Annotated in this window: 16 protein-coding genes and 1 tRNA gene; 3 read left to right on the top strand and 14 right to left on the bottom strand. The window is 62.3% G+C overall.

The window, feature by feature from the left end; genetic code table 11:
* Window positions 1–351: 351 nt before the first annotated feature.
* Window positions 352–2010, top strand: a complete 1659-nt coding sequence (locus RQH62_RS10900) for a hypothetical protein (RefSeq protein WP_311268775.1) — start codon at window positions 352–354, stop codon at window positions 2008–2010.
* 142 nt (window positions 2011–2152) lie between these two features.
* Here RQH62_RS10900 and RQH62_RS10895 read toward each other — a convergent pair whose 3' ends face one another.
* On the bottom strand, window positions 2153–4318 hold the full coding sequence (locus tag RQH62_RS10895; protein WP_311268774.1) for a hypothetical protein: 2166 nt from the start codon (window positions 4316–4318) through the stop codon (window positions 2153–2155).
* A 419-nt stretch (window positions 4319–4737) separates the two neighbouring features.
* Here RQH62_RS10895 and RQH62_RS10890 point away from each other — a divergent pair, with 419 nt between their 5' ends.
* Window positions 4738–5484, top strand: a complete 747-nt coding sequence (locus RQH62_RS10890; RefSeq protein WP_311268773.1) for a hypothetical protein — start codon at window positions 4738–4740, stop codon at window positions 5482–5484.
* Window positions 5485–5493: 9 nt separating this feature from the next.
* Window positions 5494–6078 carry a hypothetical protein gene (locus RQH62_RS10885; protein ID WP_311268772.1) on the top strand — a complete coding sequence of 195 codons (585 nt, stop codon included), beginning with the start codon at window positions 5494–5496 and terminating at the stop codon, window positions 6076–6078.
* Between the two features lie 105 nt (window positions 6079–6183).
* Here the strand turns inward: RQH62_RS10885 and RQH62_RS10880 are convergent, their stop codons facing one another.
* The 13 genes from RQH62_RS10880 to RQH62_RS10820 all read right to left on the bottom strand — a co-directional run bounded on the left by RQH62_RS10880 (window position 6184) and on the right by RQH62_RS10820 (window position 18205).
* Window positions 6184–7416, bottom strand: a complete 1233-nt coding sequence (locus RQH62_RS10880; protein WP_311268804.1) for a phage integrase central domain-containing protein — start codon at window positions 7414–7416, stop codon at window positions 6184–6186.
* 173 nt (window positions 7417–7589) lie between these two features.
* A tRNA-Phe gene (locus RQH62_RS10875) sits at window positions 7590–7665 on the bottom strand.
* Window positions 7666–7715: 50 nt separating this feature from the next.
* On the bottom strand, window positions 7716–7910 hold the full coding sequence (locus RQH62_RS10870; RefSeq protein WP_311268771.1) for a DNA gyrase inhibitor YacG: 195 nt from the start codon (window positions 7908–7910) through the stop codon (window positions 7716–7718).
* Window positions 7900–8889 carry a ribonuclease gene (locus RQH62_RS10865; RefSeq protein ID WP_311268770.1) on the bottom strand — a complete coding sequence of 330 codons (990 nt, stop codon included), beginning with the start codon at window positions 8887–8889 and terminating at the stop codon, window positions 7900–7902. The genes RQH62_RS10870 and RQH62_RS10865 overlap by 11 nt, the downstream gene beginning before the upstream one ends.
* A gap of 8 nt (window positions 8890–8897) precedes the next feature.
* Complete coding sequence (locus tag RQH62_RS10860; RefSeq protein WP_311268769.1) at window positions 8898–9470, bottom strand: nucleoside triphosphate pyrophosphatase; 573 nt, start codon at window positions 9468–9470, stop codon at window positions 8898–8900.
* Window positions 9471–9481: 11 nt separating this feature from the next.
* Window positions 9482–9700 carry a translation initiation factor IF-1 gene (gene infA / locus RQH62_RS10855; RefSeq protein WP_003049127.1) on the bottom strand — a complete coding sequence of 73 codons (219 nt, stop codon included), beginning with the start codon at window positions 9698–9700 and terminating at the stop codon, window positions 9482–9484.
* Window positions 9701–9758: 58 nt separating this feature from the next.
* A complete protein-coding gene (locus RQH62_RS10850; RefSeq protein WP_311268768.1) occupies window positions 9759–11048 on the bottom strand; it encodes an adenosylmethionine--8-amino-7-oxononanoate transaminase in 1290 nt (429 codons plus the stop codon).
* 32 nt (window positions 11049–11080) lie between these two features.
* Window positions 11081–11716, bottom strand: a complete 636-nt coding sequence (locus RQH62_RS10845) for an OmpA family protein (RefSeq protein WP_311268767.1) — start codon at window positions 11714–11716, stop codon at window positions 11081–11083.
* A complete protein-coding gene (locus RQH62_RS10840; protein ID WP_311268766.1) occupies window positions 11713–13524 on the bottom strand; it encodes a sodium:proton antiporter in 1812 nt (603 codons plus the stop codon). Before RQH62_RS10840 ends, RQH62_RS10845 begins: the two co-directional genes overlap by 4 nt.
* 144 nt (window positions 13525–13668) lie before the next feature.
* Window positions 13669–14076 carry a DUF4168 domain-containing protein gene (locus tag RQH62_RS10835; protein ID WP_311268765.1) on the bottom strand — a complete coding sequence of 136 codons (408 nt, stop codon included), beginning with the start codon at window positions 14074–14076 and terminating at the stop codon, window positions 13669–13671.
* Between the two features lie 225 nt (window positions 14077–14301).
* Window positions 14302–16347, bottom strand: coding sequence for a M13-type metalloendopeptidase (locus RQH62_RS10830; protein WP_311268764.1), 2046 nt, complete (start codon window positions 16345–16347; stop codon window positions 14302–14304).
* A gap of 122 nt (window positions 16348–16469) precedes the next feature.
* Window positions 16470–17084 (bottom strand): dethiobiotin synthase, encoded by a 615-nt coding sequence (gene bioD / locus RQH62_RS10825; RefSeq protein WP_311268763.1) that lies wholly within the window; start codon window positions 17082–17084, stop codon window positions 16470–16472.
* The gene (locus RQH62_RS10820; RefSeq protein ID WP_311268762.1) at window positions 17081–18205 is read right to left on the bottom strand and encodes an 8-amino-7-oxononanoate synthase; all 1125 of its coding nucleotides are present in this window, start codon (window positions 18203–18205) and stop codon (window positions 17081–17083) included. Before RQH62_RS10820 ends, bioD begins: the two co-directional genes overlap by 4 nt.
* Between the last annotated feature and the right edge of the window lie 18 nt (window positions 18206–18223).

The raw sequence follows: 18223 nt of genomic DNA, 5'->3' as shown, positions 1-18223 counted from the left end.
TCCCAATTCCAGTCAAGATTTGGATGTCCGGTCCCGGCCGCAGGAAAATGAATGTCGAACGGCAAGGATGGGCGCGGAACTGCCGGCAGCGGCCGACCAGAGCCGGTCGTTCACTTCATTTTCGGTGAACGTCCGGTCCAGTCGGGAGCTGCCGATTGAGTGGGTTAAGGCGGACGATCAGCAACGCGCCCCATAATCGGTCGTGCGTTGGGTCGTTCAGCGGGTCCGACGATTGGGCGATGCGAGGCTTGATCCGGAATGGTTGAGATTTGAGGGAAGCCCGAGTCATACCGGCTACTCGGTTAGAATTGAGGCTTGCACAAGTTGATCACCAAGCGGCATCGAACAGCAATGACAAGTAGTGCTTCAACCGTGGTGTTTTGGGGAGCGGGTGCCACTGCCGCCCTCGGCATGCGTACGACCGCCCAGCAGACGGATTTCATTCTCGCGCTCGCGGGATTGGCGAAAGGTTCGTCGATCGATCTCGGCTCGCGCGTCAACAGGGCCTTGGGCAGTCGTGCCAATGGCAGGCAGCGGGATTTGCTGCGGGATTTGCTGATAATTCTCGGCGACGGCGCCGATCCCGCCATCGGCATGCACGTCGTCACGTCGGAACAAGAATCGGCGATGGCGCAGAACTGGGCGCCAGGAGCGACGATCGAGGACTTGCGCAAGCGGGTGGTTGACTTGAGGCTCGCCTACGACTGGTCGGCGCTGCAGGATGTCCTGCGGATTTGCCCGGGGGTTGGGTCCGACCAGTTCAAGATCAACGACCTTTTTAATGTCCTCGACATGTACGCACCTTTTGGCCATGGCTTCCGTGCAGAGAGGGGCGCTTTTCTCGACGCGCGGCGTCTTTTGGGCGCAAAGGCGGCGCTAAAGATGCTTCTGCACGCGATGTTCTACATCGACTACCAGAACTGTGTCGGATCTCCCGACTCCCCGCTAGAAAAGTATGAGCAGTTCGCGAGATGGCTCGGCAAAAGGATGCAGCGCGCCGCGGCGTCGGTCACGGCGAACTTCGACCGGCCGGAGTTCATCCGCGGCGATGTCGCGTTTGTTAGCTTGAACTATGATCCGTTGAGTCTGTGGACGCAGTTCGTTGCGAACCGTGAGCTTAACGCGGATCGGTCTTCCACAAGCGGGGGCGGGTCTTCCGTTCCGCTTCACCTTTTCCACGACATGGGTCACTTCATTCCCTCGCGGCGCGTTGAGCCGCATAGCCGACCCGACCTGTGGTATCCCATGAACGAGGCTTCGGCCCAGCGGCTTAACGAGGAAAGCTCAGGCTGCAGTCACAAGGTGCGGCTGAGCAAATTCCTGTTTCCGCACGGGTGCCTTTGCTGGCGGGAATGTCCCGACTGCGGCAAGCTGTCGGCCTATCACGGCGACGAGTGGAGCCTGCGGTCGACCAGCCTCATTCCGCCGCCGCCTTTGGCGGGTTTCGAGACGCGTTGCACCTACCCCGACGTGGCGAACCTCAATGCTGCGGACCGGGCCGCCAGAATGCCGGAGAAGCGGCTTTGGGAGGAGGGCGTTGTCGACGCCCGAACCTGCCTGCACTGCGGAACCTTGACAACCACCGAACACACCCAGACCGTAATGCAGAGCTCGTTTAAGCAGCCTCCCCCATCCTTCATTGACGAAATACAGCGTGATCTCCGCGCGCTGGTCATGCGCGCCGACCACGTCATTCTCATGGGCTACTCGCTCCCGCCCGATGACGTGATCTACCGGTCGTTCTTTGCTGCGCGTCGGCAGCGGACGGACGCTAGCCACCCAGTCAGATGCACCGTCGTCGGCTGGCAACCGTCAATTAGCGGGATTATCGGACCACCGAACCTAGGTCCGGGATCATTTCCCGAGGGCACCGCTGTGCACAGCGCGCGGGAGATATTCGGCGCGGACAACGTCCGGTTCAGCGGAGAAGGTGTGCCGGGTGCGTTCTGTGACGCAACAGGGGGGGTATCGGATAGCCGCCTAGAGGAGCTGTTCACATGGAACGTGTGATTGCTATCTGACTTCCGGGGGGGGGGGGGGACAAAGCTCCAGCGGGATCCGGGTGAAGCGTTGTCCAAACTTCGTTCAATCCGCTATATGTAGCTGTGCATAACCTATCGTCTGCTGGAGAAGCCACTCGGGCGCCGAGACGCTATCTGCATCTCTCATACCCCCCTACAAAATAGGCCGCTAGCAGGCGTGCCGCTGCTTCTGGGTCCTTACCGACCTCATAGCCGCCATGTAGAAGCCAACGTTCCTCGTTGGTCACAAGGCGAGGGTTGCAGAAAATCTGCATGTGCCCCTCAGAACCTGTCGAGTTAAGGCGCCATGCACGACCATGAGGCTCTGGGCGAAGCGATGACCGCAATGGCACGACGAAATCAACCATAGATTCAGGCATAGGTTCATACATACTGTACGAATCTGATGATATTTTCTTAAGATAATTTTCTGCTTCATTTCTGACAAAGCCATCTGCAAGACTTTCAAACGTGCCTTCGATGTCTGCAGGAGCGCATAGTATCGACGTGAATTTGTCTCCCTCAAATTCAGCGTAAAAAATCTGCCATTTCTCTTTGATCAGCCGCTCGACAAGCCGCGGCCAGATAATGGGCGCAAACATGTCTTCAGGAAAGGCAAAGAGCTTGGCAGCGCGCTGAGCAAGATATTGCGTGTCTGCCGCGAGCAGCAACTCGCGCGGCACTAGGCCAACTTTCCTGTCGTCGACGGCGAGGAGAATGACTGCATGTTTGAGCAGCCACTCCGACAGTTCACGCCATTGCGCATCGTTGGGCATGACCCACGCTGAGCGCTCCCCGTTGCGGAAGCGATCGGCATTTGATGCCCAGATCTTCCCTGCCCGGACCGCTGCGTCTAGAATGATATCCATGGACGTGGCTGCCCGGAAGGCGCCACGAGCGGTCGCTATTTCAGCAATTCTTGTCTGCGCAACGGGCTTCAAGCCAGCTTCACCGCCAGCGGCGCGCCTGGCGGCATGGGCGTCTTTCAAAATATCGTGCAGCCATTTCACATGCCGATCGCGCTCAGCGGTCGTAAGCCTATCGAGGATAGCACTGGGATCCACCAGATGCTGGACCATTTGGATCACCGCTGGAGCATGTGAGGTGCCTTGGGAACCACAGGCTTGCGCATTGGCTTCGATCCTGTCTCTTCCCATATCAAGTCGGATCGAACGCTCGCCTTTGCTGCAAGCAAATTCGGCGTGGCAGGATTTCTCTAGCGGCGGCCCGACGAGAAGCTCCTTTTGCCGTCGGCACGCACAAAAGAGCGAGGCCCCTGTTCTTAAAGCCGCATTGCGAAAGTCATGGCGCGGCAAACCATGTTTGCCCCCTGCGCTCACAAGGACGGCTCGGGGACGCAGCCACTGCCACACCTCGTCATAGGCATTGAGCTTCTCGCCCACGTGCGACAGCGAACCATGATGGGGAGCCTTCACGATCTCAGCACCAAGCCCCATGGGATAGTTTGCCATGAGGTAGGTGAAAGTCTGCAGATCGCCTGTGAAGAGCAATCTCTTAGGCGCTCCACCTAGGTCCGCCTCGACCAGTAGGACGAGCGAGGTGTCGTTGAGGACCGAGTTTCCGAAGAACTCTGGTTCAATCCCATAGTCGCGCGCCGCTTCTCCAGCGACCGCGGCCTGGTCTACTCGCCTCACACCGGGCAAATCATCGGGCATACGTGCAGGATCAATTTCACCTGAAGCTATGGCGGCACGAAGGTCCGCATATCGATCTTCAGGCCCCGCATCGTCCTGCGGGCCGAGCAACCATCCCAGTGGCATAGGCTGTTCTAGAAAGAGGGCCAAAGCGTCATCGCCAATAAGCAGCCTCTCGATGAGGCGCCCAGCTGGCGAGAGAACCCTTATCCGCAACCCTCCATCCTCGGACTGCCACAAAGCGTGCTCAACAGGCCATGAGATATTGGTCTCACTGCGTAGCGCCGCCTCCAGATTTGCTGCGACGTCGAGCCCCCGCGCGATGCGCAGGGGAAAAAGCCATCGATGCCGCTCGAATGCCGGCAGGCAAGGCCCCCAGTATCTGCTGATAGGCGCGCGCGAGGGTAGCTTGGCATATTCAAGAAGGCCATCAACATGATCAGCGTCGCTGTGGCTGAGCACCATAAGATCAATCTTATCAGCGCCCATTGACCTCAATGTTGTGTCGAGCTTGCTCCCACCCCCTCTTGGCCCGCCATCGATCACGATAACACTTGGATCTCCTTCGCTCGGCAGCCAGCGCAGAACAAAACAGTCTCCATGGCCGACCCCCACCATTTCGACTTGCAGCGTTCCAGACATCCAAATTCCCTCTTCGAATTTCCGCTAAGAGCTGCCTGCACGCCCATCCTGCACCGCAGCCCTTGTACGCAGCACCTCTTATGATGCCCATAATCGACCGCCTATAGCCGCGCCTTCAATTCTCGTCTCCAAGCGACCATCGGTTCATTGCGGCTCAGTAGCGCGGACTGGTTAGACAGAATGTCGACTTACATATTATGGAGGCAAGCTTCTTCTTTCGCTCGCTCCTTGGCGAAGGAGTTTGGCCTTGAACCATTGGCTTTCGACTTGCCGATTGCTTCATCGCAGACCATGACCAGCGCAATGCGAGAAGATATTATATATGTTGGCGTCGGCACGAAGGCATATGCTCTTTATGGTCGTTGCCTCACCCAGCCCTCTCTAGCCCTTAAAAAACAGTGCGGCAGAGGCTAGCAGTCGTGACCATTGAAAGTTGGGCTGACGCATCACGCATCTTCGCGCGCGCCTTCGACGCACAGATTCTCGAAGAATATTTAGAGCTTATAGGCGACCCCGTGTCCCTTATCAGGCGTGGAATTCCGATGATCGCGCCACAACCGTGGGCGGCAGGACGCCATGGCATTGAGCAATTGTTCGGCCTTCATAGGCAGTCCCATTGTTTTAGCGTCAGCCCGCACGCTTGGACGCGCTTTCATGAACCACAAATCACGGCGGGCTTCGCGCACTTTCTCAACGAGGGCTCCCATAAGGTTCGCAGATCCCGCGCTTTTGCGCTGTTCCAAGCAGCAGCGCTCTGCTCTGACCAGAAATTGGATGAAATTGACGGCTTCGATGACTTTTCGGTTCGCTGCGTCGCTGAAGAAAACCGCACAGACATCCTGATTGAGCTACGATCGGGATCGAAATTGATAGGCGCTTCCATCGAGGCCAAATTTGGTCACCAGCTAACGCGGGGGCAGCTACCCAAAGCCTATAACCACGCCCGTGATGTTTGCCGATGGGCAATGAACCAATCCATATTCCTCGTTGTTGCCCCCGATACCACCGCCTTAAACAGCGCCATTCTGCGCCAAAACAAGAAATTTGGTTGGCGCGCGGCTTCATGGTGGACCCTTCTTAGCCATCTCGAACAGCAAATCGATCCAGCCCATGATTGCTCCGACTATCGCCGCTTTCGCCGGACGGTGTGGCATAGGGCTTATTAGGAGAGCGTAGTGATCACCGTCCCGCAAAGTGTCCTGGCATATTTTGAGCAGCCCGCTGTACAGTCAGCCGTAGATTTACTGCTCGCAAAAAAGGAGCCGAAGGTTCCTGACAATCTGCAGTGGAAAGACGTGCCTGCCTTCTACCGTGCGTCGTTGGCAGCGCGTCAGGTTCCGATAGAGTTTGCCATCTTCACTGAGGAACTGTGGCGCCATGTTTGGGTAGATGTCCCTACCGCTTGGAGGCCGTGTGCTCCTAGCAATCCGGCGCGTCCAGATTTAAGCGTCAGCGCTTGGACCGTATGGGATGAGGGCTGTTTTAGTAGGCGTTTTGAGCGAGCAGGCCTTTCTTTAGAGCTTGCCGCCGGGCTTTGGTCTGAGACCGGCTTGCAGCTTGGCGTGCTGGTTTACGGCATCGATGGCCGCCGGCTCCTCGACATATGCCCTCTAAAAGGTTGGGACCGAGAGGGATATGACATGCTCTGGACCCAAGAGGAAATCATTCCCTTTGGCGAAACCGTTGACTTAGAGCCTTTCAAGCCATGGACAGATCAAGCCTGGGAAGCCATTGCGCGTGCCACCACTGCGGAAGATTGAGAAGATACTGAGGTGGCGCTGGTTTCCTGGACGGGGTGTTTTGCGCTGTCAAACGAATGGAACCAAGAAATTCGACTTTCTCCGGATGTCGGTCAAGCAGTTCGATCAATCCGGCCTCTCTCCCCGCCTGAAATTTGCCTTCAGGACCTTCCCGTAGGCCTGCAAGCCATCGAGGTAGTTCGACCAATGCCGCATCATCCTGACACGCTCGTCCCAATGGGTGCCGCGCGCATAGGCTCGTCGAACATCATTGGATTCGACATGGGCTAACTGGCGCTCGATGGCGTCGGGATGCCACTTGCCCATTTCGTTCAGAAGCGTGCTGGCGGTGGCTCGGAACCCATGAGCCGTCACCTCATCTTTCCCGAACCCGAGCCGCCGGAGTGCTGCATTCAGGGTATTGTCGGTAATCGGCCGCTCCGCGGAGCGAACGCTGGGAAAGAGATATTTGCCACCGCCGGTGATCGGCTCCAGTTCCACCAGCATGTCCAGGACCTGCTGCGTGAGCGGCACCTTATGGGGGCGACGCATCTTCGTCTTCGCCGCCGGAATAGTCCAGACGGCTGCCTCGAAATCGAATTCCTTCCATTCGGCCATCCGAAGTTCGCCGGGCCGAGGAAACATATGTGGAAGCATCTTTAGCGCGATTCGCACGGTGGGCTGGCCGTCATGGGCATCGACCGCGCGAAGGAGGCCACCAAGCGCCTTGGGCTCCAGGATCGCCGCCCGGTGCTGCGGCTTCGGCGTTATCAGAGCGCCGCGAAGATCGACGGCCACGTCCCGCTGCGCACGCCCGGTTACGATCGCGTAGCGAAAGATTGTGCCGAAGGTACTGCGGAGGCGGTTTGCCGTCTCATACCGCCCGCGCACCTCAACCGTGCGGAGGGCTTCCAGCAGTTCGGGTGCCGTGAGGTCTGCGATGGGCCGGCTGCCAATGAGTGGATAGGCGAGGTCGAGCAGCCAGCGCATTTTCTGGAGCGTCTTGGGCGCACGCCCCTCGATCTCAAGGCGGGCAAGCCATTCATCGGCGATCGCCTTGAAGGTTTCTTCCGATTTGGCCTTTGCCTCGCGAACCTTGGCCTTCCGCACTTCAGCCGGGTCTTGCCCATCCGCCAGCGCTTCTCGCGCCGCCGTTCTCTTCTCGCGAGCCTTAGCGAGAGACACTTCGGGGTAGCTGCCGAAGGAGAGCGTCTTCTGTTTTCCAAGGAAGCTGTAATTCATCCGCCAGAGCCGGCCGCCCGTCTCCTTGACCAGAAGATACAAGCCCAAGCCATCGGTCAGCTTGTAGGGCTTATCCTTTGATTTTGCTGCATTTATCGCCGTCACTGTGAGGGCCATCATGGTATCTCCGAAATGGCAAATTGCCGGATACCATGAAAATACCATGATCAGGGTGTGGCTGACAGTGCACCCCCGGGGACGTGGGAGGACGAAGGGCTATTCAAAAACCCACGTTTTCCGCCACTTTTGGGATGCCTCTGGACGCTGCTGGATGCTGAAAAGAGAACAAATGGTGCCCGGGGACGGATTCGAACCGCCGACACTGCGATTTTCAATCGCATGCTCTACCAACTGAGCTACCCGGGCATCGGGTCAACGGCGGAGGTGTCCGCCGGATGGAGGCGTGCCTATAAGCGTCAATCCGGCTCGCTGTCCAGCCCATAATTACCGTTTTTTTGCATGTCGCTATCGGCGGGCGGGCCGGGGACGCGATAGCCTTCGCCCAGCCATTGCAGCAGGTCGCGGTCGCGGCAGGCGGGGCTGCAAAAGGGACGCGTCGCGGCCTGCGCAGGCTGGCCGCAGACGGGGCAGGAGGCAGGCTTAGGCGACATGGCCGCCCGGAAGGGCCAGCGCGACGTCTGCCTTCAGCGTAATGGCTCCGCCACGGCGCTTGGCCAGCAATTCGATCCAGTCGGCCCGCTTGTGCAGCAGGTCGATAATCGCGGGTGCGGCGGTGATGGTGGCGGCGCCGCCCTGGCCATGGCGTTCCGCGCGGCGCAGCAGAGCGAGGGCAGCGGTCAGCACCGGATCTTCACGCAGCAATTCCATCAGGTTCGCGCGCTCGCGGCGGCGGATGATCTGAAGGAAGCCGAAGCCATTCACCGCCGTGCGCTCGAAGGGGAGAGGCAGGAATTTGTCGACTTGGGCGGCGGCGATCATCCGCTCGTCCTTGTTGTTCATCGTCGGCAGGTCGATGCCGATCGAACCGGACAGGCCCATGCGCCGCACCGCCTGCGCCGCCAGCTTCGCGCCCTTGGGTCCAAGCTGGGCGGGAGGGAGCGATCCGTCGACGTCGATCAGCACCATGGCCGGCGTCAGGAACAGGCGCAGCGCGGCATCTTCCGCGCCGACCTCGCCACTCACCGCCTCTTCCATCAATTCGCTCCAGCCATGGGCTTCCAGCCGGTCTTCCTCATGCGCGGGGCAGGGGACGACAGGGGTGCCGGTGGCGCGGATACGCTGGAGCAGGCTGGGGCCGGCATGGGGCTTCGATCCGGGCTGGGGCATGCGGCCCTTGGCGCGCTTGGGGCGGCCTTCCTCGGCGATCGCTTCGCGGATGATCTCGACCAGCACATTGGCGCCTTCGGACAGGCGGGGCGGGATCGGCTCCAGCAGCACTTCCTCGCCCGAAATCAGGCGGACGACGCCGCGCTTCTTGGGGATGAGGGTGGCGACCAGCCGGCCCTGCGCCACGGCGCCGGGACGAACGGCATCGCCGTCACGCTCGATCAGCGCCTCGACCAGCTTGCCCTTTTCGATCAGCGCGGCGCGGGCCTCGCCAATGCCTTCTTCATAAAGCCATTCGGCCATGTTCGTTCCTAATCGATCGGGTAGCCCGCAGCCTTGAGCAGCGTGCGGGTTTCGTAAAGCGGCAGGCCCATGATCGCGCTATGGCTGCCCTGTATCGTGCGGATGAGGCCGGCTGCGCGGCCCTGTATCGCATAGCCGCCCGCCTTGCCGCGCCATTCGTCGCTGGCAATATAGGCGTCGATCTCGGCCGGCTCCAGCCGCTTGAAGATGACGATATTGGACGACAGGCGATGCCATGCGCGACCTTCGCCATTAATCAGAGTGATGGCGCTATACACCTGATGCCGGCGACCTGACAGCAGGGTAAGGCATGCGCGCGCCTCTTCCTCGCTTTCCGTCTTAGGTAATATGCGGCGGCCGACGGCCACGACCGTGTCGCCCGAGAGGATCAGGGCGCCCGGATGGCGCGTGGCCACTGCCACGCCCTTTTCCGCCGCCACGCGCGCGACATAGGCGGCCGGAACTTCTGCCTTCCGGGGCGTTTCGTCGATATCCGCCGGGTCGACCGCATCGGGGACGACACCGATCTGGCCCAGAAGGTCACGCCGTCTGGGGGAAGCCGAAGCTAGAATAAGCCGCATCAATTGCCGGCTTATTTGAAGCGGTACGTGATCCGACCCTTGGTCAGGTCGTAGGGGGTCAGCTCGACAAGCACTTCGTCACCCACCAGCACGCGGATGCGATTCTTGCGCATCTTGCCGGCGGTGTGGCCGAGAATTTCGTGGTCATTTTCAAGCCGGACGCGGAACATGGCGTTGGGGAGAAGCTCCACAACCTGTCCGCGCATTTCAAGCAGTTCTTCTTTAGCCATTATTGTCCCGAATTCGCAAAATCGCGCCGCCATAGCGCCAAATTGCGGAAAATGAAAGTCAGGGTTGCATGCCGAATATATCGCCGGCTTCGGCGAGGGCCGCGAACAGCCGATCGAGCTGATCGGCGTCCAGGCAATAAGGCGGCATGAGGTAGATGGTGTTGCCCAGCGGCCTTAGCAAGAGGCCGCGTTCCAGGAAGAAGGCGCGCAGCCGCGGGGCAAGGTCCGACAGATAGCCGGCGTCGGCGGCGATGAGGTCGATCGCGGCGATCGTGCTCAGCTGGCGCGCATTGGCGAAGGCGGGATGAGTCGCCAATGTGCCGAGTCGCGTGGCGATGCCGTCGGCCAGTTGCGCGATGCGGCCCAGCACATCCTCTTCGCGCCAGATGGCGAGATTCGCGGCAGCGGCAGCGCAGGCGATGGCGTTCGCCGTATAGCTGGACGAATGATAGAAGAGCCGGGCGCGATCGGTGGAGAGATGCGCATCGAAGATCGGCGCGGTCGCCAGCGTGGCGGCCAGCGGGATCGCGCCGCCGGTGATGCCCTTCGCCACGGCCATGATGTCCGGTACGATGCCCGCCTGTTCGCAGGCGAAGAGCGTACCGGTTCGGCCCCAGCCGGTCATAACCTCGTCGGCGATGAACAAGACGCCATGCTTGCGGCAGATCGCCGCCATGTCGCGCAGCAGGACGGGCGAATAGAGCAACATGCCCCCGGCGCCCAGCAGCAGCGGTTCGACGATGAAGGCGGCGGGCTTGTCGGCGCAGGCGGCCTCCAGCGCGTCGAGGCAGGCCTGTTCCTGCCCCGATGCGGGGAAGGGGATGGTGCCGACGTCGAACAGCAGGGGCTGCCAGGCGGCATTATAGACGCCGCGCTCGCCGATCGACATCGCGCCGATCGTGTCGCCATGATAGCTATGTTCGAGAACGAGGATGCGGCTGCGCGATTCCGCCAATCCGTCCAGCGCCAGATTATGCCAGTAGCCGAGCGCCATCTTCAGCGCGACTTCCACCGCCGTCGATCCGCTGTCGGAATAGAAGACATGTTTGAGTTCGGGCTGGCCCTCGGCGCGCGGGGCGATGGCGATCAGGCCGCGCGCGACCTCTTCTGCCGGTTCATGGGTGTAGGCGGCGAAGATCAGCTGGTCGAGCTGACCGGCCTGCTGCGCGATGGCGGCGGCGATACGCGGATGGCAATGACCGTGCGTCGTCACCCACCAGCTCGAAATCGCGTCGATCAGCGTGCTGCCGTCTGCCAGATGCAGCGTCGCGCCCTGCGCCCGCACGACATGGGGGATAGGCTCGTTCAAGCCATGCTGGGTGAAGGGGTGCCAGACGGGAGAGGTCATGACGGAGCCTTACGCGCGGCCGCGTGCAATTTCTACGGCTTTGCCCCACCCTCTGCCTTCGCCGGTTCGGCCTGATTGGCGACGACGGGCGGCGGCACCATCACGGTGGGCAGCGCCACATGCACCTCGACCCGGCGATTCTTCGCCCGGCCTTCGGGATCGTCCTTGCCATCTTCGGTCGCATTGGGTGCGGCGGGGCGCGCTTCGCCCAGCGCAACGATGCTGATCCGCGCCTTGTCCACGCCCCTGGCGATCAGATAGTCGCGCACCTTTTCCGCCCGGATGCGCGATGCGACCTTGTTGTCCCCGTCATTGCCGCGCGAATCGCTGTGGCCGCGCAGGGTGATCGGCCCGCTTTCCTTCATCGCCGGGGTGTCGAGCAGCGTATCGAGCGTCGTCCTGGCGGCATCGTCCAGTGCCATCGGGGACGTGCCGAACCCGACCAGCGCGTCGACCGGCTCGATCTTGGGCTCCTCCACCTCCGGCACCACTTCGGGGCGCAGGATGGAGCGTTGCGGTTCCACGCCATTGTCGGCGGCGTTGGCGGCCATGGCATTGGCACCATTGTCCGCTTCATTGGCCGCGTTGCTGGCACTGCCGTCCGATGGCGGCTGGCAGGCGGCGAGCGCGGCGCTCAGGATGATGGCGGCCGGGGCAAATCTTGTCATTCTTCCTCTCCTTTCGGCCTTTTCTGGGTTGGCGGGACATAGGATAAGATCGTGTCGCCGGGCTGGGGCGTCGGCCGCGAGGCGTGGGTGAAGAAACGCAGCGCGCCATTTTTGCGCAGCAGCAGCAGCATGTCGCCATCTTCGGGCAGCGAAGCGCGCGCGGCGTCATAATCGAACTGCTCGCTGATCCGCGTCTTGCGGAAGGCCCAGCCCTGCTCCTCGCGTTGCATGATATCCTCGACGCCATGGCCCGATGCGAACAGCGCGCGTCCCCGCAGCGATTCGGGCAGGGTGCGCGGATCGTCATCATCGCTGGCGTCACCCAGTTGATGCACATTGTCGCGGCCGATCTCCGGGGCGAATTCGTTGCAGACCAGCGCATTATAGGCTTCGTTGTCGGTGGTTGCGGCCAGCATCTGAAACTGGGTCAGGTCCAGCCGCTCCTCGGTCGCCTCCGACAATATTTCGCCATGATAGGTGGGAATGCCCTGATGCCGGGCCGGGGCAAGCCGTTGCCAACTGGTGTCGGCTATGGTCACCGGCACGTCCAGCAGGCGCAATTGCGCAGCCAAGCCCAGGCTGAACGGCGTGGCGCCTACGATCAGCAGCCCGCGTTCCGACGCACCGGTGACCTTGAGCAGCCGCGCCACCGGCTTGATCGAAAAGCCATGGAAAAGGATCGTCGCCACCACCACGGAGAAGGACAGGGTGACGAGGATCGACCCGTCGCTATAGCCGAGCCGATCGAGCCGCAGCGCGAACAGGCCGGAAATGGCGACCGCGACGATGCCGCGCGGGGCGATCCAGGCGACCAGCAGCCGCTCGTTCCAGGGCACTTTGGAGAAAGCGAGGCTCAGCAGCACGGTCGCCGGGCGCACGACGAACAGCAGCGCCAGCAGGAAGGCGAGGAAGCGCCATTCGAACTGGCGCAGGACATTGAGGTCGAGCGAGGCGGACAGGATCACGAACACGCCGGAAATGAGGAGGACGGTGACATTCTCCTTGAACGGCTGGATGTCGCGCAGGGAATCGAGCCGCATATTGGCGAGCGCGATGCCCATCACCGTCACCGCCAGCAGGCCGGTTTCCTGCTGGATCATGTTGGACCCAACGAACACGCTGATGACCGCGACCAGCAGCACCGGGGCCTTGAGATATTCGGGCACATGACCGCGTGGGAACAGCCAGCCGATGATGCGCGCCGCAATCCAGCCGATCAGCCCCGCGACGATGGCGGCGGCGATCAGCGACAGAATGACCGACGCCAACGTCCCGCCTTCGCCGGATCGCCGCAGATATTCATAGGTGACGACGCCCAGCAGCGCGCCGGTCGGATCGTTGACGATCGCTTCCCATTTCAGGATGGCGCGGGGGCGGGCGGCGACGTTGGACTGGCGCAGCAGCGGCAGCACTACCGTCGGCCCGGTCACGACCAAGATGCCGGCGAACAGGATGGCAACCGGCCAGACCAGCCCTGCAATATAATAAAGGGCGAGCGATCCCAGCACCCAGCCGATCGGCGACCCCAGCAGGACGAGGCGCGTCACCGCGCCGTCGGTCTTGCGCAATTCGCGGAAATTGAGGCTGAGGCCCCCTTCGAACAGGATCAGGGCGACCGCGACCGACACCATCGGCTCCAGCAGATCGCCGAACACGGCATGGGGGTGGATCAGGCCCAGCACGGGGCCACCGATGACGCCAGCGGCCAGCATCAGCGCGATCGCCGGCCAGCCTGTGCGCCAGGCCACCCACTGCGCGCCGATCCCCAATATGCCGATCAGCGCGATGGAAAGAGCTTGTTGCTGCATTGCGGCAGAATAGACGGAGCGAAACGCGCCCGTCACGCCCGATATTTTTTGCGCTTTGGGGAACAATCGGTCCGGCCATGTGTGGCGCGGGACCGCTGTGCAAAGAAAAAGGGCCGGTGAATGACCGGCCCTTTCCTGTTTGCCTTATTGCGGCGGCTGTGCCGGAGTTGCCGGAGCAGCAGGCGCCGCCGGCGCCGGCGGTGCGGCCGCCTGGATACGCTGCTGGAGCGCCGGGTCGGCGGCGGCGGCCTGACCGATCTGGTTGAACTTTTCGGGCGGCAGGCCCGATGCCTGCAACGCGGCCAGCATCTTGGGCTGCTTGTCGGCTTCGGCGATGGACGTGTCCGACTGGATCTTCGTCACTTCGACCGCTGCGGCGGCAAATTGCTTGATGTCGCTATCGCTGAAATTGCTGGCGCCGGCCGCAGGGGCGGCGGGGGCCGGAGCGGCTGCCGGTGCGGCGGCATCCTGCGCGAGTGCGGGATAGGCCGCGAACAGAGCCAGCGATGCAAAGCCCGTTTTCAGCAGGGCGGTGGTTTTCAGACCCGTCAACTTTTTTCTCCTCTTGACCGATATGCTGATGAACAGACGGTCAAGCTGTTGAAATCGTTCCGGGCAAGAAAGGGCGCAACGGTAAGCCGTGCGATTCAAAAGATAACAGGACTCGCAAAAACGGCTCGTCCCCGGACAGGCGCCATTCGTCGCAGCCCCTATTCGCAGGTGCGGAATAAGCGGCGGCCCGGATTCGTACCCCGATCCGGGCCGCTGCCTTTTGGCTTACCAGATTTTCACGCGATCCTTGGGCGCGAGGTAGATCTTGCCGCCCGGTGCGGGCTTGAACGCATCATACCACTGATCGAAATTGCGTACGATGTCGGTGCGATATTGCGACGGCGCATGCGGGTCGGTGATGAGCCGCTGGCGCAGATTGGCCTCGCGATAATTGCGGCGCCACACCTGCGCCCAGCCCAGGAAGAAGCGCTGGTCGCCGGTCATGCCGTCGATCACCGGCGCGGGCTTGCCGCCCAGCGAGGCGTGATAGGCGTCGAGCGCGACGGCGAGGCCGCCCAGGTCACCGATATTCTCGCCCATGGTGAAGGCGCCCTTCACATGCGCGCCGGGGAAGGGTTCATAGGCGTCGTACTGTGCGCCCAGCTTGCCGGTCAGCGCCTTGAAATTGGCGACGTCCTGATCGGTCCACCACTGATTGAGCTTGCCCGTCTCGTCATATTTCGCGCCCTGATCGTCGAAATGATGGCTGAGTTCATGGCCGATCACCGCGCCGATGCCGCCATAATTGACCGCCGGGTCCGCCTTGGGATCGAAGAAGGGCGGTTGCAGGATGGCGGCGGGGAAGACGATCTCCACCATGCCGAAATTGGCATAGGCGTTGATCTCCATCGGGGTCATGCCCCATTCCCAGCGATAGATGGGCTTGCCCAGCTTGCCGATATTATAGTCGAATTCGAACTGGTTCGATCGCAGCGCATTGCCGAACAGGTCGCCGCCCTTGATGGTCAGGCCGGCATAGTCGCGCCACTTGTCGGGATAGCCGATCTTGGGGGTGAAGGCGGCCAGCTTCTTGTGCGCGCGCGCCTTGGCGGTGTCGCTCATCCACGGCAGCGCGTCGATGCGGCGGCCCATAGCGGCGAGCACATTCTTGACCAGCACATCCATCGCCGCCTTGGTTTCGGGCGGGAAATATTGGGCGACATAGGCTTTGCCCACTTCCTCACCCAGCGATTCCTTCAGGAAATCGACGCCGCGCTTCCAGCGCTCTTCCCGCTCCGGCGTGCCGGACAGGGTGGTGCCGTAGAAAGCGAAATCGGCGTTGGCGATATTTTCGGGCAGCTTGTCGGCAAAGCCATGCAGGCTGCGCAGCAGCAGCGCGTCCTTCAGCACGCCGATCGGCGTCTTGGCGATCAGCGCGGCCTCACCCGTGATGGCGCTGGGTTGGGCCACCAGCAGGCTGGTCGGGGTCAGGCCGTTCGCCTTGTAATAGGCGGCGAAGTCGAAGCCCGGCGCGGCCTTCTGCAGGTCGGCCAGCGTCATCTTGTTATAGGTCTTGTCGGCGTCGCGGCTGTCGACCTGCGTCCAGTGGACCTTGGCGATTTCCGTCTCGAACGCCATCAGCGCGGCGGCGCGCGCCTTGGCATCGCTTTGCCCGGCCAGCGTCAACATCTGTTCCAGATGCGCGACATAGGCGGTGCGGATCGCCGCCATCTTGGCGTCCTGATCCAGATAATAGTCGCGGTCGGGCAGGCCAAGGCCGCTTTGGCTCATCGAGAGGATGTAGGTTTCGGGATCCTTGTCGTCCTGGCCCACATAGAAGCGGAACGGGCCTTCGACGCCGGCGCGCGCCGCCTTGGCCGCGACCAGCGCATAGCCGTTCACATCCTTGACCGCCTTGATCTCGGCCAGCCAGGGCTTGATCGGGGTCAGGCCCTGCTTCTCGACGGTGGCGCCATCCAGATAGCTGGCATAGGCCATGCCGATCTTGCTGTTGGGGTCGGTCTTGGCCGCTTCCAATATGCTCTTGGTCCGTTCACGCGACAGGTCGTCCAGCGTGTTGAACGCGCCATAATTGGACTTGTCGGCCGGAATCGGCGTGTTCTTCGCCCATGTGCCATTGGCATAATCGTAGAAATCGTCGCCCGGCTTGACCGACTGGTCCATACCGGTCGCGTCGAAACCATAGCTGCCATAGGTCGGCTTGGTGCTGTTGGCGGCAGCGGTGGCTGGGGTGGCGGACTGATCGGCTTGCGCCATGGTGGCGGCCAGCGCCAGCGCGGTGGCGGCAGCGCCCATGAGGAGGGTTTTCATCAAAGCATCCCTTGCTTGTGACAGATGGGCAAGCGGTAGCAGGCCCGGCGTGACCGGGACTTGAACGCCCGTGCAACAGGCTTGTCCATGTCGTTGGTCGAAAATTGTCGGCCGTTGAAATATTAGGGCAGTTGGATGTTCGCCGCGAACGCTGCCTTCAGGGACGCCGGATCGAGTCGGTCCAGATGCGGCAACCGGCCGAGCGAGGGCACGCCGGCCAGTTGGGGAATGATCCGCTCATTCTCTTCATGCGCGTCGCCGATGAAGGCGATGCCCGCCAGCTGCGCGCCGCGCGATCGCAGCGCTTCGATGCTGAGCAGGCTGTGGTTGATCGTGCCAAGCCCGGTGCGCGCGCACAGGATCACCGGCTGGCCCCAATGGGCGAACAGGTCCGCCATCAGCAGCGTTTCGGAAATCGGCACCAGAACGCCGCCCGCGCCCTCCACCACCAGTGGCCCGTCCACCTGCGGCAATGCCAGTTGGTCGAGGGCGATGGTGACGCCGTCGATCCGCGCGGCCAGATGCGGGGAGGCGGGCGTGGTCAGGCGAAAGGCTTCTGGCAGGATATGGTCGGCGGGCAGGCCGGAGAGGGCGGCCACCGTTTCCTTGTCGCCTTCGGGATCGACCCCGGCCTGTATCGGCTTCCAATAATGAGCGCCCAGCGCGCCGGCGAGGCCCGCGGCGAAGACGGTCTTGCCGATGCCGGTGTCGGTGCCGGTGACGATCAGGACGCTCATGCCATCGCCTTTCGCAGCACGTCGCCCAGCGCGGCGACATCGTGGCGGCCGACATTCAGGGTCAGCGATATGCGCAGTCGGCTGGTGCCGGCGGGTACGGTCGGCGGGCGGATGCCGCGCACGTCGAAGCCGGCCTCCTGCAAGGCCACCGCCACTGCCATGGTGCGAACGTCATCACCCAGGATCACCGGCACGATCTGGCTGCGGGGCGAAGGCAGGCCCAGCGGCGCGCAGATCGCCTCCGCCGCATCCTGCCGCAATGTGGTCAGCCGGTCGCGCAGGTCGCCGGCCTGCTCGATCCGGTCCAGCGCGGCCGATGCCGCTACCGCCATCAGCGGCGAAGGCGCGGTCGAGAAGATGAAGGCGCGGGCGCGGTTGATGAGATAGTCGATATGGATGCGCGGGCCGCAGATCAGCGCACCTTCCACCCCCATCGCCTTGCCGCAGGTGTGCAGCGTGATGACATTGTGCAGGCCATCGAGTCCCGCCGACAGGCCGCGTCCACCGGGACCGAAGACGCCGGTGCCATGGGCTTCGTCCAGCAGCAGCATCCCGCCATGGGTCGCGGCCAGCTTTGCCAGATCGGCCAGCGGCGCCATGTCGCCATCCATCGAATAAAGCGTCTCGACGGCGATCCAGATGCGCCCGGTACCGCCTTCCTTGCGCCAGCCGGCGATCAGGTCGGCGAAGCTCTGCACATCATTATGGCGGGCGAAGACGGCCTGCGCCTTGCCCATGCGGATGCCGTCATGGGCGCTGGCGTGGATCAGTTCGTCCGCAACGATCAGGTCGCCGCGTTGCGGCAGGGTGGAAAAGAGCGCCAGATTGCCGACGAAGCCGTTGGCGACGAACAGGGCGGCCTGGGTACGGAAGAAGTCGGCGGCCTTGGCCTCCAGCCCTTCATGTTCCGGCGCATTGCCGCGCAGCAGGCGCGATCCGCCCGACCCCACCGGCACGCCGCGCCCGATCGCGTCGGCGACGGCCTGCGCAATGATCGGATCGCCGGCCAGCCCCAGATAGTCGTTGGACGCGAAATCGCGGCCGGCGCGGGGGATCAGGCGACGCAGCCGCCCGCGCGACTCCAGCGCGGCAAGCTGCTTGGCATAGGGTTCGGCGGTCATGGCGCGGGCTATAAGCCC

This window comes from Sphingobium sp. WCS2017Hpa-17, assembly GCF_031843765.1.
In the GTDB taxonomy this organism is placed as follows: domain Bacteria; phylum Pseudomonadota; class Alphaproteobacteria; order Sphingomonadales; family Sphingomonadaceae; genus Sphingobium.
Note: the sequence above shows the minus strand (reverse complement) of the source record. Positions and strands in the feature narration are given on the sequence as shown.